This window comes from Alkaliphilus peptidifermentans DSM 18978 (genome assembly GCF_900101495.1).
Taxonomy (GTDB): Bacteria; Bacillota; Clostridia; order Peptostreptococcales; family Natronincolaceae; genus Alkaliphilus_C; species Alkaliphilus_C peptidifermentans.
In genome coordinates this window covers 1-15,038 of the sequence record NZ_FMUS01000018.1, presented here as the reverse complement: position 1 = coordinate 15,038, position 15,038 = coordinate 1, and the positions used below count along the sequence as shown (strand labels likewise).

Below are 15,038 nucleotides of genomic sequence, written 5' to 3'. Positions count from 1 at the left end.
TGATAAAAATGAACTTTACTAAGGGCGTTGAGCTTTTAAGCTTATGTAATGATAAAAAGTTAAGAATATGTGATGTTATGGTGGAAAGAGAAATGGTTTTAGCCAATTCATCAAAGGAAGAAATTATAGACAAAATATCTATAAGTCTTGAAATAATGAAAAATTCAATAGAAAAGGGCTTAACAGAAGATATTAAATCAGTAAGTGGTTTAATAGGAGGAGATGCAAAGAAAATTAGCATAAGAAGTAAAAGTGAGAAACCTGTATGTGGAAATCTGATGAGTAAGGCCATTAGCTATTCCATGGCTGTACTTGAAGTTAATGCTGCAATGGGAAAAATTGTTGCTGCCCCCACAGCGGGATCAAGTGGTATTTTACCAGCTACCTTAATATGTCTTGCAGAAGAATTTTCCCTGACGGATGAGCAATTGGTGGAAGGGATACTGACTGCAAGTGCAATTGGAATGATTATATCAAGAAATGCAACGGTTGCAGGAGCTGAGGGGGGCTGTCAAGCTGAAACAGGTTCTGCCGCAGCAATGGCAGCAGCTGCTGTTGTAGAATTAATGGGCGGGACTCCTGAAGCAGCACTACATGCTGCTGCCACTTGCATAAAAAATGTACTTGGTTTAGTATGTGACCCTATAGCTGGACTAGTTGAAGCCCCCTGTGAAAAGAGAAATGCCATAGGGGTGGCAAATGCACTAATATCAGCTGAAATGGCATTAGCTGGGGTTGAGAGCATTATTCCCTTTGATGAGGTTGTTGATACAATGCTGAGGGTGGGAAGGTCACTTCCATTTGAGCTGAGAGAAAGCGCATTGGGTGGATTAGCAGCAACACCAACGGGACTTCGAATTAAAAAAGAAATATTAGGTTAGAACTAAAGTAAGATATACTATAAAATAAAATTAACAGCTGAAATCAATAAAAGATAGGCAAATGCCTATCTTTAGACTGATGAAAAACCCCCATCTTCTTCGTTGCTTCGAAAACCTAGCACCCTTACGTATTACGTATACGCTGCAGTCGCTAGGTTTTCTTGCGCCTTGAATCTGCGGTTTTTTGATCAGTCTGCATTTTGATGACTTTGTCATCAACCTGAAGATAGGCAAATACCTATCTTTTCTTCATTATACTTTTACTGAAATTATATGAATGCCTACTGCCGTAGTATAGTGATCTTCTTCTTTTCTTTTTTATTCTTAAAAATCCAATAATAAGTTGCCATACTATCATCAAAGCAAAAATGCCTAAAAATGCATTTATTACTTTTTTATTTCCTATCAATACTCGCTTTGATTCTACATCTTCATTGGTGACTAAATTAACTTCTCCAATAGTACGATCATCAAGGGAGAAGATAATCTTACCTAAAATTGAACCTGCATCTATAGGTGCTTCTATGTTTTCAGTCAGTTCAATACTCTTAGTAATAGAATTAATATCTATATTTGAAGGAACTACAGCAGATAAATCGTTATCTGAATATAGCTGTATTGTATCCACCTTTCCCTTTAAAACTGTAGCTTCAGCTCCTAATGAATTATTACTTATTAGCTCAAGCTTCTGAAAATTGTCAAAACCATAATCAAGTACAGCTCTTGTATCGGAATAGATATTAGCACCCTGTGCTCCAAGAACTACTGCCACAAGTCGATGGTCATTCTTTTTAGCTGTAGATATTAATGTTTGCTGTGATGCTGTTGTCCAGCCAGTTTTTATTCCATCAACTATATCGTACTTTATATCTATATAGTTACCATTATATAAGATTTGATTTCCACGACCTGTTCCCCATAAAAAACGATTTGTGTTTTGGAAATATCTTTTTTCAGGTGTTTGCTCTGTCTCGTCAAAAACTAAGCTTACTGTTGAAACAATTTCTCTAAAAACTTCATATCCCATTGCGTGGCGACCGATTAAAGCTAAATCATATGCTGTAGATATATGATTAGTGTCGGGTAATCCATGGGGGTTAGTAAAGTGTGTGTTTTCAGCACCAATCTCCTTTGCTCTTTGGTTCATTAACTTGGCAAACTCTTCTACAGAACCAGAAATGTGATTGGCAAACAACTCAGCAACATCATTTGCAGATCTTATCAATAGTGATTGGAGCAGCTCTTTAACTGTGAAGGATTCTCCCATTAAAAGGTACATGCTGGAGCCAGTTACAAAGAGATCGTAGTCTAGAGTAATAACCTCATCTAAATCAAGATTTTCAATTACTAAAATTGCAGTTAAAACCTTTGTGGTGCTGGCTGGATAGGCAGGTTCATATCCATTGTGGTCAAATAGAATCTCTCCTGTCTCGTAATCCATAAGAATTGCATTTGGAGCAGTTAATGTTGGTGTGGTACCATAAGCGAAGCCGGTAAAGAATAGACAAACTATTAAAGAGAGGATTAGCATTCTAGCTTTTTCTTTAATTGATTTTTGAATCATTTTTATACTCCTTATCTATGTTCGTGTTTTAAGTTTAAGTACTCTAATAGTATATCAAAAAACTCCAATATATTTAAGGATTAAATTAAGGAAAAAGAAGGAAATTTTAAATTTAGGGGAGAAATTAAATTGCAAGGGGGTGATAAGGTGAGAAATAATTCAAAGCAAAAACAATTAATAATTATTATTGTAAGCATTGTTCTTCTAATGATTACATACTTAAATTATTCAAAAAATAAGCAGAATAGATATGTTGTTAGTCCACAAAATCAAATTAAAGAATCTAATGAAAATATTATAGAAAAAAAACCAGATAATCAAATTAATATTTTGGTCCATGTTGAAGGTGCTGTTAATTCACCCGGAGTATATGAATTTACTGGTGAAGCAAGAATTATCGATGCCATCAAGGCAGCAGGGGGTGTAACAGATGCTGCCGATACCTCAAAAGTAAATATGGCTATGAAAATTAAGGATGAAGACTTTATATATATTCCCGAGAAAGGAGAGGAATTTCAAAGTAGTCATCAGAATTTAGACCTTCATCAAAGTAATACTCCACAAAAAGTTAACATAAATTCTGCCAGTATTAATGAACTTGCTACCTTAAGCGGAATTGGGGATGCACTTGCACAGAGAATTATTGAGCATAGAAATGAAAATGGACCTTTTACGTCTATAGAAGATATAAAAAAAGTAAGTGGTATTGGCGAAAAAAAATATGAAGCAATAAAAGAATATATTATGGTTAGATAAGGCATTAAGAAATGTTAAATGTTGAATGTTATATGTAAAAATATTAAGTCGGATAGTCATGACAATATGTCCACCCAATTAAAATGTTAATTGATAGATGAAAAAAATTTATAAAAAGAAAAACTATTATGAATGGTAAATATGATAGAATTTATTATATAATAGGAATGCTAACCTAATAGATTACATATAGGGAAGTTTAGATATACTATTATTTGATAGGAGGGAGGAAAACCTTTGAATAAATCAGATAGATTAACTCAAATGACAAAAAGTGCAGGCTGAGCTGCTAAAATAGGACCTGATGTCCTGGCACAGGTACTGTGCCATTTACCAAAGGAACAAAATGAAAACCTATTAATAGGTCTTGATACCTCTGATGACGCGGCAGTCTATAAACTTAATGAAGAGGTAGCATTGATACAAACCTTAGATTTTTTTACCCCTGTTGTTGATGATCCATATACCTATGGACAAATAGCGGCTGCAAATGCACTAAGCGATGTTTATGCTATGGGAGGAGAACCATTAACAGCTATGAATATTGTTTGCTTCCCCAGCTGTTTATCAATAGAAACAATGAGGGAAATACTAAGGGGTGGAGCCGATAAAGTAAAAGAGGCCGGAGCTATATTGGCAGGTGGACATTCAGTAGAGGATGATGAACCTAAATATGGCTTATCAATTACTGGAACAGTGCATCCCGAGAAGGTGTGGGCAAATGGTAATGCAAAAGTAGGAGACGTATTAATATTAACTAAGCCAATTGGTCTAGGCATATTAAATACAGCTATAAAAGCTGATATATCAACTCAAGAGCAGTATGATGATGCAGTTAAAACCATGATAGCTTTAAATAAGTATTCCAAGAGGGCAGTGGAAGGGTTAAGGGTTTCAGCCTGTACAGATATAACCGGATTTGGATTTTTAGGACATACTTATGAAGTAGCAAAAGCTAGTAACGTATCAATTGAAATATTTAGCGATGAAATACCGATATTAGAAGGAGCAAAAGAACTAGCAGGGATGGGTATTATTCCAGCAGGTATGTATTCAAACAAAAAGTATCTTGATGGAAAAGTAAGCTATGTCAATAGAATTGAAGAAGTTATTGATGACATATTGTATGACCCTCAAACCTCAGGAGGCTTATTAGTTGCAATTAATCCCCTTGATCTAGAGAGGGCATTAAAGGCATTAGAAAAATATAGCATAAATCCATATGCTGTTGTTGGAACAGTTGTTGATAAGGGAGAGTATCCTATATATATTAAATAACTAATAAACTAAAAAAGGCAGGTGATTTAAAATCACCTGCCTGTGTTATTTATTATGCTTTGGTTGTAAAGAATTCCTTAGTTAATTTAAATACTACACCACTTAATCCAAGTAAACCAATTAAGTTTGGTATTGCCATTAAACCATTTAAGGTATCAGCTACATCCCAAATCAATTCTAAACCACCGATGGCACCAACTACAATTAGTGGTAACCAAACAATACGATAAATTTTGTTAACTCCAGATCCAAATAAATGCTCTGCACATTTCTCGCCGTAATAAGCCCAGCTTAGTATAGTAGAGAAAGCAAAGAATAAAATACCAATAGCAACGATAATTCCACCAGGTCCTGGTAATCCTTGATTAAAGGCAGCTGTTGTTAATGCAGCACCAGATTGACCACTAGACCAAACGCCTGTTGAAATAATAGTTAAAGCTGTTAATGTACAAATTACTATTGTATCAGCAAATACTTCGAAAATTCCCCAAAGACCTTGTCTTACTGGGTGATCAGTTTGAGCAGCAGCATGGGCGATAGGTGCACTACCTAAACCAGCCTCATTCGAGAATACTCCACGAGCAACCCCGTAACGAATAGACATCATTACTACTGATCCAGCAAATCCACCTACTGCAGACTTAGCTGTAAATGCATATCTGAAGATAAGGCCAAAAGCAGCTGGTACATTTGCAATATTTATAATAAGAATAATTAATGCGCCAATAATGTAGAAAACAGCCATAAATGGTACTATTTTTTCAGTTACAGATGCGATACGCTTTAATCCACCAAGAATAACTAGTCCAGCTCCAATAGCTAGTAAGAAACCAGTAATAATTGGTTGGATATTAAAGGTAGTTTCTAAAGCAGCTGCTACTGAGTTTGATTGTACCATATTACCTATACCAAAGGCTGCAATTGCTCCAAATACTGAGAATATAACAGCAAGCCATTTTAAGCCTAAGCCTTTTTCTATATAGTACATAGGTCCGCCAACCCAGCTGCCTTCTTCGTTCTTTTCACGATATTGGATAGCAAGAACTACTTCAGCAAATTTTGTTAGCATACCAAAGAATGCAGAAACCCACATCCAGAATATTGCTCCAGGTCCACCAATAGCAATAGCTGTTGCTACACCGGCAATATTACCTGTACCAATGGTAGCAGCCAAAGCTGTTGATAATGCTTGGAAAGGAGTAATATCTCCTTCTGTACCTTCCTCAGGTTTATCAAAAATTTTCATTAAAGTTTCCTTCATAGTAAAACCAAATTTTCGAACTTGAAGGAAATTGGTTCTAATGGAGAAGTAAACTCCTGTACCTACTAATAATAGCAGCATAGGTGGACCCCAGACAAAAGCATTAATAATACCGTTAATATTCTCTATTGCGCTTAAAAAACCTAACATTACAAAACCTCCCTTTTTAATAACTATTATATATGATAACGAATAGCTCTATTTATTAATATCACCTCCTTTAATAAAATTAATACTCTTGAATACATTTTAGAAAAAACAATAAACAATAAATTAAAAAGAATCGTATTCAAAAGTAATTATTAAAATTAGAAATTTTAAAAATATTAAGGTTATGTAATAAATTTAATATAATGTTACCATAAATATGACACAAATGAAATACAATTAATGTAAAATTATATAATTTTAATAAGTGTTAAAATATTTTAGATATATGAATTTGTATACAAGATATAAAAATATGTTATAATCTAGGTAAATTTGTAAATTTTTTAAGGAGTGATAACTGTTGAAAAAAGCAAGTCTATTAAGCAAACTACCTTCGGTGGATGAGATAATAAATCATGGAAGAATCAACGAAATAGTAGAAGATATTCCACGCACTCTAATCACTGAAAAAATTAGAAAAACTATTGAAAAGTATAGAAAAGAGCTATTGGCATTGAAGGATGATAATATAAAGGAAGTAAAGATAGATACAGAAACCATTGTTGATGAAGTACTCATTAGCTGCAAAAAATTCATGGAAATGAACTTAAAAGAAGTAATAAACGGGACAGGCGTGGTCCTGCATACCAATCTCGGTAGATCTATACTGGCTGATGAACTAAAGGAAGAAATTTGGGCTGTGGCATCGGGGTATTCTACTTTAGAGATAGACGTAGAGACAGGTAAACGAGGAAGTCGATATAGTCATGTTGTTGAACTAATTAGATTTATAACCGGGGCAGAGGATGCATTGGTTGTAAATAACAATGCAGCAGCTGTAATGCTGGTGCTTAGTACACTGGGTAAAGATAAAGAGGTTATAGTTTCAAGAGGTGAGCTTGTAGAAATTGGAGGGTCATTTAGAATACCAGATGTAATGGAACAAAGTGGAGCAAAGCTTGTGGATGTTGGCGCAACAAACAAAACCCACCTATGGGATTATGAAAATGCAATTGGAGAAAATACAGCTGCATTAATGAAGGTACATACAAGTAACTATAGAATTCTTGGCTTTACTGAAGAAATATCTCTAAAGGACATGGTGGAACTAGGGAAGCGTAGGAATATTCCAGTTATAGAGGACTTAGGTAGTGGAGTACTAATTGATTTGAAAAAATATGGACTTACATATGAACCAACTGTACAGGATAGTGTAGCAGCAGGTACTGATATTGTTACATTTAGTGGTGATAAATTACTTGGGGGGCCTCAAGCTGGAATTATTATAGGTAAAAAGCAATTTATAGATAAAATGAAAAAAAACCCTCTCACTCGGGCCTTTAGAATTGATAAGCTTACTATCGCTGCATTAGAAGCAACATTAAGATGCTATTTGAGAGAAGATTATGCAGTTAGTACACTTCCAACTCTAAAAATGATTACTGAGGGTGTTATTTCAATAAATGACAGGGCGGAAAAACTTTTAGAGATGATAACTGATTTAGATTTAAATATGAAAATCGAAATACATGATGATTATTCACAAATTGGTGGTGGGGCTTTGCCATTAGAAAAACTACCTACTAAGGTATTAAAAATAAAGGCTAATAACATATCCACTGCTCAATTAGAAGAAAGGCTAAGACACTATGAAAAGCCAATTTTTACACGCATACAGGATGATATATTAATAATAGATATACGAACTATTAAGGAAAGAGATTTTAAGGCCATATGTGATGGGCTTAGGAATGGAGTTCTATCTAAATAAGCTTAAAAATTGATGTAAGGGTAGGGTAATGACTTTATTTATCATGAACTGGTGATATTCGAGGGGGGTTCTAATGAAAAACATAATAATAGGTACAGCAGGCCATATAGACCATGGAAAAACTACATTAATACGAGCAATCACAGGTAGAGATACTGATAGACTAAAGGAAGAAAAAAAGAGGGGTATTTCAATAGACCTTGGATTTACATATTTTGATTTACCAAGCGGTAAAAGAGCAGGGATTATTGATGTTCCCGGGCATGAAAAATTTATAAGAAATATGCTGGCTGGCGTAGGCGGTATGGATATTGTCATGTTGGTTGTGGCAGCAGATGAGGGTGTTATGCCTCAAACCAAAGAGCACCTTGATATAATTAACCTTCTTAATATAAAAAAAGGAGTTATAGTTGTTACTAAAATAGGTTTAGTAGATGAAGATTGGTTACATTTAATAAAAGAAGATATAAGGGAAAAGGTGAAGAATACATTTTTAGAGGAATCACAAATGATAATGGTAGATTCTTTGAATGGGATAGGTATTGAAGAATTAATAAATACTATAGATAAACTGGCTGAAGAAACAGAAAGCAGAGATATACATTCCCCTGTTCGTATGCCAATAGATAGAGTATTTACTATTACTGGATTTGGAACAGTTATTACAGGTACTTTAATGGAAGGAAATATAAAGGTTGAGGATACGCTAGAGATACTGCCCGATAAAACAAAGGTGAGGGTAAGAAACCTGCAGGTCCATAGTAAGTCTGTAGATACAGCCTATGGAGGGCAACGAGTTGCAATAAATGTAGCAAATGTTAAGAAGGAAGATATAGAAAGAGGTCAAATTTTAGCTCAAATAGATTCTATGGAAACAACTTTAATGATAGATGGACGAATATCTGTATTAAAAAGCTATCCACGGAAGCTTGAAAATCGTGATAGAATTAGGTTGTATCATGGTTCAACAGAGGTTCTTGCTAGGGTTGTTTTGCTTGATAAAGAAGAAATCCTACCTGGGGAATCTGGGTTTGTACAACTGCGCCTTGAAGAAACCACCTCAGTAAAAAAGGGGGACAAAAATGTTATAAGGTTCTATTCACCAATGGAAACCATTGGTGGGCTAACTGTTATTGATGCGAATCCCCAAAAACATAAAAGATTCGATGAAAAGGTTATTGGCGAGCTGGCTTTAAAGGAAACTGGAACACCAGAGGAGGTTTTAGAGAAGCAAATAGAACGATATAGTAGAGAATTTCCTGACATAGGTTTTTTAGCTAAAGCTACCAGTAATCAAGTTTCATATATTGATGAATTAATTGAAGCCCTTGTGGCAAAAAAACTCATCATTAAATTAGATTCAAGTACTATTATACACAGAAAATTCTATGAGTTAATTAAAAGCAATGCCAATACTCTCCTGAAGCAGTATCATACTAACAACCCACTAAGGCATGGTATGCTTAAGGAAGAGCTAAAGAGCAGACTATTTCCTAAGAATAAAGGGAAGGCTGTTGACTCAGTTATTGATACAATGGAGGCAGACAATTATATTAAAGTTATAGAAAAGTATGTGGCATTGAAGGACTTTCAGGTAATATTAAGTGATGCTCAAAAAAAAGTAAAGGAATCTATTGAGGATATTTATTTGAAAAACCAATTTAGCACCCCTAAAATTGAAGAGCTCTTTCAATTATTACCCTATAAAAGGCATGATATTGAACAGGTTCTCGAAGCTATGCTGGGGAAGGAGCTAATTAGAGTAAATCCCGAAATAGTATTACACACAGAAGCAATAAATGAGGCTAAAAAACGCCTTTTTACCCATATTAAAGAAAAAGGTAATATTTCACTGGCTGATTTTAGAGATTTACTGGATACCAGTAGAAAGTATGCAGTAGCATTATTGGAATACTTTGATAATAATAAAGTTACAAAAAGGCAAGGGGATCAAAGGATTTTGTTTTAAAGCTGGAGTTATCTCCAGTTTTTTCTTTTAATAATGCTAGAATTTATATATAATATGAATAAGATGTCTAATAAGTTGATCTAATTTAGGTACAAGCATGCTAATAAATTGAAGAGGTGATATATAGTGGCTTATAAGTTCTTAATAATTGATGATGAACCATTATTGGTTAAAGGCTTAAAATACAGTCTTGAGCAAGATGGCTACGAAATAAGTGTAGCTTCAGATGGACAAGAGGCACTAGATAAGGTGGAAAAAGAAAAATTTGATCTAATACTATTGGATTTAATGCTACCAAAGATTGACGGTTTAGAGGTTTGTCAAAGAATTAGAGAAAAATATCAAACTCCTATTATCATGTTAACTGCAAAAGGAGAGGATATTAGTAAAATTTTAGGCTTAGAATATGGTGCAGATGATTACTTAACCAAGCCATTTAATATATTGGAGTTAAAGGCTAGGATAAAGGCTGTTTTAAGACGATATCAAAGCATGGAAACTTCCTTGGATAGAGTAATAAATATAGATGATTTCACCATGAATACTTTAGGAAGAAAAGTAACTGTAAGAGGAGAAGAATTAAATCTAACAGCTAAAGAATTTGATCTGTTATTGCTCCTTGCCTCTAACCCAGGAAAGGTCTATAGTCGAGAAGAACTTTTGGAGATTATATGGGGTTATGAATACTTTGGAGATTTGCGAACTGTAGATGTTCACATTAGAAGATTAAGAGAAAAAATTGAAAACAATTCAAGCCATCCAGAATACATATTAACCAAATGGGGGGGTAGGCTATTATTTTAGGAGTAAGTAATCAGTTTATAAGTATTAGGTGGAAGATATTATTCACATACCTATTATTACTTATTATTGCATTATTGATTATTAACATATTCGTTTACGAAACCATTAAAAAGAATTATCTAATGGAGAAGGAAATCAATTATCTGACCCAGGCCAACATATTATCCAATCGTGTTAGACTGTCAGTAGATGATGCCACTATAGAATTTAATCAGCTTTATCTAAGTCAAATGATGGACGAAGTAAGCCATTTGGTTGAGGGAAGAATTCTTATCATTGATAGAGATAATAATGCCATTTACGATTCATTTAATGATATTCGAAATACAAAAATTGATAGCTTTGAAGTTTCGAGATCCTTAAAGGGAGAGAGAATAGCAACTATTTATCATCTTGAAAGATATGGCGAAACTATGTATGTCAGTGTTCCAGTAATATATTATGATAGAATTTTAGGTGTTGTATTTATGTCTATTTCTCTACAGGAGGCATTCAATACCATTAATAACGTTAAAAATCTATTGTTTTTTATATCTATTTTAACACTTTTACTAATAGCTGTTATTAGTTTGTTTTTTGCCAATTTAATTTCTCATCCGATTAAAATATTAACTGAGGCAATGCAAAGAACAGCGCAGGGCAAGTTGAATGAAAAGGTTGATATTGATGGAAATGATGAGATAGGACAGCTTTCAAGGGCATATAACTTTATGAGTACTAAGCTAAGTCACATAGAAAAACAGAGACAGGACTTTGTTGCAAATGTCTCTCACGAGCTGAAAACTCCATTGAGCTCCATGAAGCTACTGGCGGAGTCCCTTATAATGCAGCCTTCCACTGATACCGCAATATACCATGAATTCCTTGAAGATATAGATTCCGAAATAGATAGACTAAATGAGATAATAGAAAGCTTATTGAATATGGTTGATTTAGACGAAGAGAAGTTAAATTTAAACTATAAATTAACCTATGTAAACTATCTGATTGAAAAGATTGTTAATAATATTAGACCATTGGCTGAAAAAAAGAATATAAAAATTATAATCACCCAGTGGGAAAAAATTCAAATTTATCTTGATCAAGGGAAAATATACCAAGCCCTTATAAATATTATTCATAACGCTGTAAAATATACAGACGAAGGTGGCAAAATTACTATTAATATTGAGCGAGAAGGCCGCTTTGCCGTTATAAAAGTTACAGACACAGGCTACGGTATTCCACAGGAAAGCTTACCTTATATATTTGATAGGTTTTATAGAGTTGATAGTGCACGATCACGAAAAACAGGTGGTTCTGGTTTAGGACTATCCATTTCTAATCAAATTGTTGGGCTTCATCAAGGTACAATTGAAGTAGAAAGCCAGATTAAAAAGGGGAGTACCTTCATTATTAAGCTTCCTATGGATATTAATCAGCTCTAAAAAAATATAGTAGATATAGGGATGATTCTATGAGGAAAAATATCTTTTTCATTATTTTATTAACAGTAATACTCATTCTTTTATTGATACGCTGTGGAAATAACCAGTTTTTAGATGAGTCGACATTGGACAATACCATTGAAATTGCGCCATATCCTGAAAGAACTGTTGAACTTATCACCCTCTATTTCGCAGACTTTAATAATGAGCATTTGGTTAAAGAAATTAGGGCGGTAGAAAGAATAAACGAGTCTAAGGAGGAGAGTATTCTTAGGGAATTAATGAAGGGACCAATGGACCGACAGCTGCAGCCTACAATACCAAACCAAGTTAAGTTATATTCAATAATTACTGTAGATGATACAACCTACATTAATTTTTCTAAAGAGTTCGCAACAAATTTCCGAGGTGGAGAATCTTCTGAAATAACAACAATTTATTCTATTGTCAATTCATTGACTGAGCTTAGGCATGTGGATTGGGTTAAGATTCAGGTGGAAGGTGAGAGGCTAGATATTTATCAAAACCATATGACGTTAAAGGAAGCCTATGGAAGAAATGATAGAATCATCCATGGTGCATTTCCATCTGCTATTGAAGTGATAAGAACATATTTTAATCATATAGTACAGGAGCAATATAGATATGCATATGATTTGATTTACAGACCAGCAGAAATAAATTTAGACTATTCAATGTATTTTCACCATGTAAGGTCGAAAAAGCTAGGAGTTACCAAATATACAGATGATTCCTTTAGTATTTTTAAAGAGCCTGGTCTAACAACAATTGTAATGGACTATGAAGAAATAATGTCTGATGGTACAGTAAACAGATATGAGAAAGGTATTTTTAGGTTAAAGAATGATTTAGGAGAATGGAAAATAGTATACGAATCTTTAATAGAAAATTAGAGTTTTATTATAGATTGTTCTATATAATATATTTAGCTAGGTTGTTTAAAGACCATTTGAGACCAATTGAGTTTCAAGTGGTTTTATACTTTTTTGCTTCTAAATAATTATGTAGCACTGTGGTATTTCTAATCTTATTAAATATATTTAATAGAAAATTTAAAATATTATAATTATTAGAACTTTTTCATCGATATAGAGTCTAATATAAAGAAGTGAGTAATATTTTATGAGGGGTGGTAGAGTATGAGCTTGAAAAAATGGAGAATTGTTGTATTAATAGTATTGGTTGCAATAAGTTTATTAATTGTGGCATGTAGTAAAGGAGAGGTGACAGATAGTGGAACGAAAATGGAATCCCCAACTGACACTCCAACAGAAGGTACTGCAATGGGAGTTGGGGAGAAAGAATCAAAAACTACTACTGAAGATACAATAAGGCATGACGCATCAAAAGATAGAGCAGTCGATGAGAATCGCACTTCAGGAAATCAACAAATCAGTGCAGGGCAGCTCACTGCTGGAGAGTGGAATGATCTGCGAAATTGGGATTGGTGGGTAAGGCTGTTGAATAATAAAGAATGGGCACAGTATCAAGACCGATGGGGCTTTTATACATTTAAAAAGCTTCAAGTGATTGTGAAGGATGGACAGAAAACAGTAAGTGATGTAAAGGTTGTTTTATACGATAAGCAGGGACACGTCCTATGGAGTGCTAAAACTAATAACAAAGGAGTAGCTGAACTTTTTACAGAGTTATATGATAGAAATCAAAATACAGTTTTTGACTTAGTTATTGAAAATGGACAGAATAGGAAGAAGATAGAGAATGTAAAGCTTTCTTTATCAGAACCTCACTATGTAGAGTTTAACCAAAGAGGTGAAGAGAGCAATATACTGGATTTGATGTTTGTGATAGATACAACAGGCTCTATGCATGATGAACTAGACTATCTTAAAGCTGAGTTGAAAAATGTAATTCTCAGAATCAATGAGGATTCAGCTGATTTAGATATTCGTCTCAGCTGTAACTACTACAGAGACCATGGAGATGAATATGTAGTTCGCTCTTTTCCTTTTACAAAATAAATTGATGAAGTGATTAAACAGTTAAATAAACAATATGCAGATGGTGGAGGAGATTATGAAGAAGCAGTGGAAGAGGCACTAAAGGATGCTATTGAGAATCATCAGTGGAGCTCCAATGCTAGAGCACGTCTATTATTTCTTGTATTGGATGCTCCTCCTCATCATACAGCTAATAATGTAAAGACACTACATAATGTAATCACAAAAGCTGCAGCTGATGGAATTCGGATTATTCCCGTAGCATCTAGTGGAGTAGACAAAGATACAGAAGCTTTACTTCGATTCTTTAGTATTTCAACAGGTGGCACATATGTATTTTTAACCAATCATAGTGGAATAGGTAACGATCATATAGAACCTACAGTGGGTGACTATAAAGTAGAGTTTTTAAATGACTTGTTGGTACGAGTTATAAATGAATATACATCCAAATAACTACTAAAACTAAAAGCCAGGAAAGCCAGAGGGACGTTTTGGGACCAGTGAAAAAGTCCCCTGTAAACATCCAGTTTAACTTACACATATGTTTATATATTAAGTGCAAAATATTTTTAAGGTCATTGAAAATACTTGATTTTAGACAAAAAAACCCCCGTTTATGGTATAATGTAAGTACGACCAAACAAAACCAAAAGGGGGTTTTTTCATGCTTCAACATAAGCCAAAGCAAATATCTTTTCACTCATCATTATATAATAAAATACCAGAAAATCATATACTAAAAAGAATAGATTCAGCAGTAGATTTTAGCTTTATCAATGGATTACTAGAGAATAGCTATTGCAAGGAATTTGGACGACCTGCTAAAGAACCGGAATTAATGTGCAAGCTACTTTTTTTGCAGCATTTATATAATTTATCAGATGAAAAGGTTAAGGAAGAAGCCAGTTTAAACCTAGCATATATGTACTTTATTGGTATTAATCCAGAAGATTCGCTTCCGGATAAAAGTCTTTTATCTAAATTCAGAACACAACGACTTGAAGAGTCAACGCTAGATGAAATCATCACAGAAATCGTAAGACAATGTGTAGAAAAAGGAATCGTCGAGGGAAAGAGTGTAAGTATTGATGCTACCCATATAGAGGCGAATACAATAAAGAAAACTCCAGAACGATTAATGAAGCATTTAGGAAGAAAAATTATCAAAACATATGCAGAAGAAACATCCCAA

Annotated in this window: 13 protein-coding genes; 11 read left to right on the top strand and 2 right to left on the bottom strand. The window is 34.0% G+C overall.

Annotated elements, in window-relative coordinates:
• Positions 1-8 precede the first annotated feature (8 nt).
• Positions 9-881 carry an L-serine ammonia-lyase, iron-sulfur-dependent, subunit alpha gene (gene sdaAA / locus BLP68_RS12945; protein ID WP_091544329.1) on the top strand — a complete coding sequence of 291 codons (873 nt, stop codon included), beginning with the start codon at positions 9-11 and terminating at the stop codon, positions 879-881.
• A 238-nt stretch (positions 882-1,119) separates the two neighbouring features.
• Here the strand turns inward: sdaAA and BLP68_RS12940 are convergent, their stop codons facing one another.
• Positions 1,120-2,445 carry a D-alanyl-D-alanine carboxypeptidase family protein gene (locus BLP68_RS12940; RefSeq protein WP_091544327.1) on the bottom strand — a complete coding sequence of 442 codons (1,326 nt, stop codon included), beginning with the start codon at positions 2,443-2,445 and terminating at the stop codon, positions 1,120-1,122.
• A gap of 147 nt (positions 2,446-2,592) precedes the next feature.
• Between BLP68_RS12940 and BLP68_RS12935 the strand changes: the two genes are divergently transcribed.
• The gene (locus BLP68_RS12935; protein WP_091544324.1) at positions 2,593-3,201 is read left to right on the top strand and encodes a helix-hairpin-helix domain-containing protein; all 609 of its coding nucleotides are present in this window, start codon (positions 2,593-2,595) and stop codon (positions 3,199-3,201) included.
• A gap of 264 nt (positions 3,202-3,465) precedes the next feature.
• Complete coding sequence (gene selD, locus BLP68_RS12930) at positions 3,466-4,479, top strand: selenide, water dikinase SelD (protein ID WP_176759025.1); 1,014 nt, start codon at positions 3,466-3,468, stop codon at positions 4,477-4,479.
• 52 nt (positions 4,480-4,531) lie between these two features.
• On the opposite strand, the gene BLP68_RS12925 is transcribed toward selD, so the two are convergent.
• On the bottom strand, positions 4,532-5,890 hold the full coding sequence (locus BLP68_RS12925) for an alanine/glycine:cation symporter family protein (protein WP_091544318.1): 1,359 nt from the start codon (positions 5,888-5,890) through the stop codon (positions 4,532-4,534).
• A 361-nt stretch (positions 5,891-6,251) separates the two neighbouring features.
• On the opposite strand from BLP68_RS12925, the gene selA reads away from it, so the two are divergent.
• The 8 genes from selA to BLP68_RS12885 form a co-directional block, all read left to right on the top strand.
• Complete coding sequence (gene selA, locus BLP68_RS12920; protein WP_091544315.1) at positions 6,252-7,661, top strand: L-seryl-tRNA(Sec) selenium transferase; 1,410 nt, start codon at positions 6,252-6,254, stop codon at positions 7,659-7,661.
• Between the two features lie 73 nt (positions 7,662-7,734).
• Positions 7,735-9,630: a selenocysteine-specific translation elongation factor gene (gene selB / locus BLP68_RS12915; protein ID WP_091544312.1), complete on the top strand. Its 1,896-nt coding sequence runs from the start codon at positions 7,735-7,737 to the stop codon at positions 9,628-9,630.
• Between the two features lie 126 nt (positions 9,631-9,756).
• Positions 9,757-10,434 carry a response regulator transcription factor gene (locus tag BLP68_RS12910; protein WP_143003098.1) on the top strand — a complete coding sequence of 226 codons (678 nt, stop codon included), beginning with the start codon at positions 9,757-9,759 and terminating at the stop codon, positions 10,432-10,434.
• A 122-nt stretch (positions 10,435-10,556) separates the two neighbouring features.
• A complete protein-coding gene (locus BLP68_RS12905) occupies positions 10,557-11,861 on the top strand; it encodes a sensor histidine kinase (protein ID WP_242876986.1) in 1,305 nt (434 codons plus the stop codon).
• Between the two features lie 29 nt (positions 11,862-11,890).
• The gene (locus BLP68_RS12900) at positions 11,891-12,775 is read left to right on the top strand and encodes a GerMN domain-containing protein (protein WP_091544306.1); all 885 of its coding nucleotides are present in this window, start codon (positions 11,891-11,893) and stop codon (positions 12,773-12,775) included.
• Positions 12,776-13,021: 246 nt separating this feature from the next.
• The gene (locus BLP68_RS12895; RefSeq protein ID WP_091544303.1) at positions 13,022-13,864 is read left to right on the top strand and encodes a hypothetical protein; all 843 of its coding nucleotides are present in this window, start codon (positions 13,022-13,024) and stop codon (positions 13,862-13,864) included.
• A 9-nt stretch (positions 13,865-13,873) separates the two neighbouring features.
• Positions 13,874-14,299, top strand: a complete 426-nt coding sequence (locus BLP68_RS12890; RefSeq protein ID WP_091544300.1) for a hypothetical protein — start codon at positions 13,874-13,876, stop codon at positions 14,297-14,299.
• A 211-nt stretch (positions 14,300-14,510) separates the two neighbouring features.
• Positions 14,511-15,038: transposase (locus tag BLP68_RS12885; RefSeq protein ID WP_143003097.1), on the top strand; the 528-nt coding region annotated here is incomplete at its 3' end.

Coding starts and splice junctions, on each gene's coding strand:
- sdaAA (WP_091544329.1), top strand. CDS start 9: ATGAACTTTACTAAGGGCGTTGAGCTTTTAAGCTTATGTAATGATAAA.
- BLP68_RS12940 (WP_091544327.1), bottom strand. CDS start 2,445: ATGATTCAAAAATCAATTAAAGAAAAAGCTAGAATGCTAATCCTCTCT.
- BLP68_RS12925 (WP_091544318.1), bottom strand. CDS start 5,890: ATGTTAGGTTTTTTAAGCGCAATAGAGAATATTAACGGTATTATTAAT.
- selB (WP_091544312.1), top strand. CDS start 7,735: ATGAAAAACATAATAATAGGTACAGCAGGCCATATAGACCATGGAAAA.
- BLP68_RS12905 (WP_242876986.1), top strand. CDS start 10,557: ATGGAGAAGGAAATCAATTATCTGACCCAGGCCAACATATTATCCAAT.
- BLP68_RS12900 (WP_091544306.1), top strand. CDS start 11,891: ATGAGGAAAAATATCTTTTTCATTATTTTATTAACAGTAATACTCATT.
- BLP68_RS12895 (WP_091544303.1), top strand. CDS start 13,022: ATGAGCTTGAAAAAATGGAGAATTGTTGTATTAATAGTATTGGTTGCA.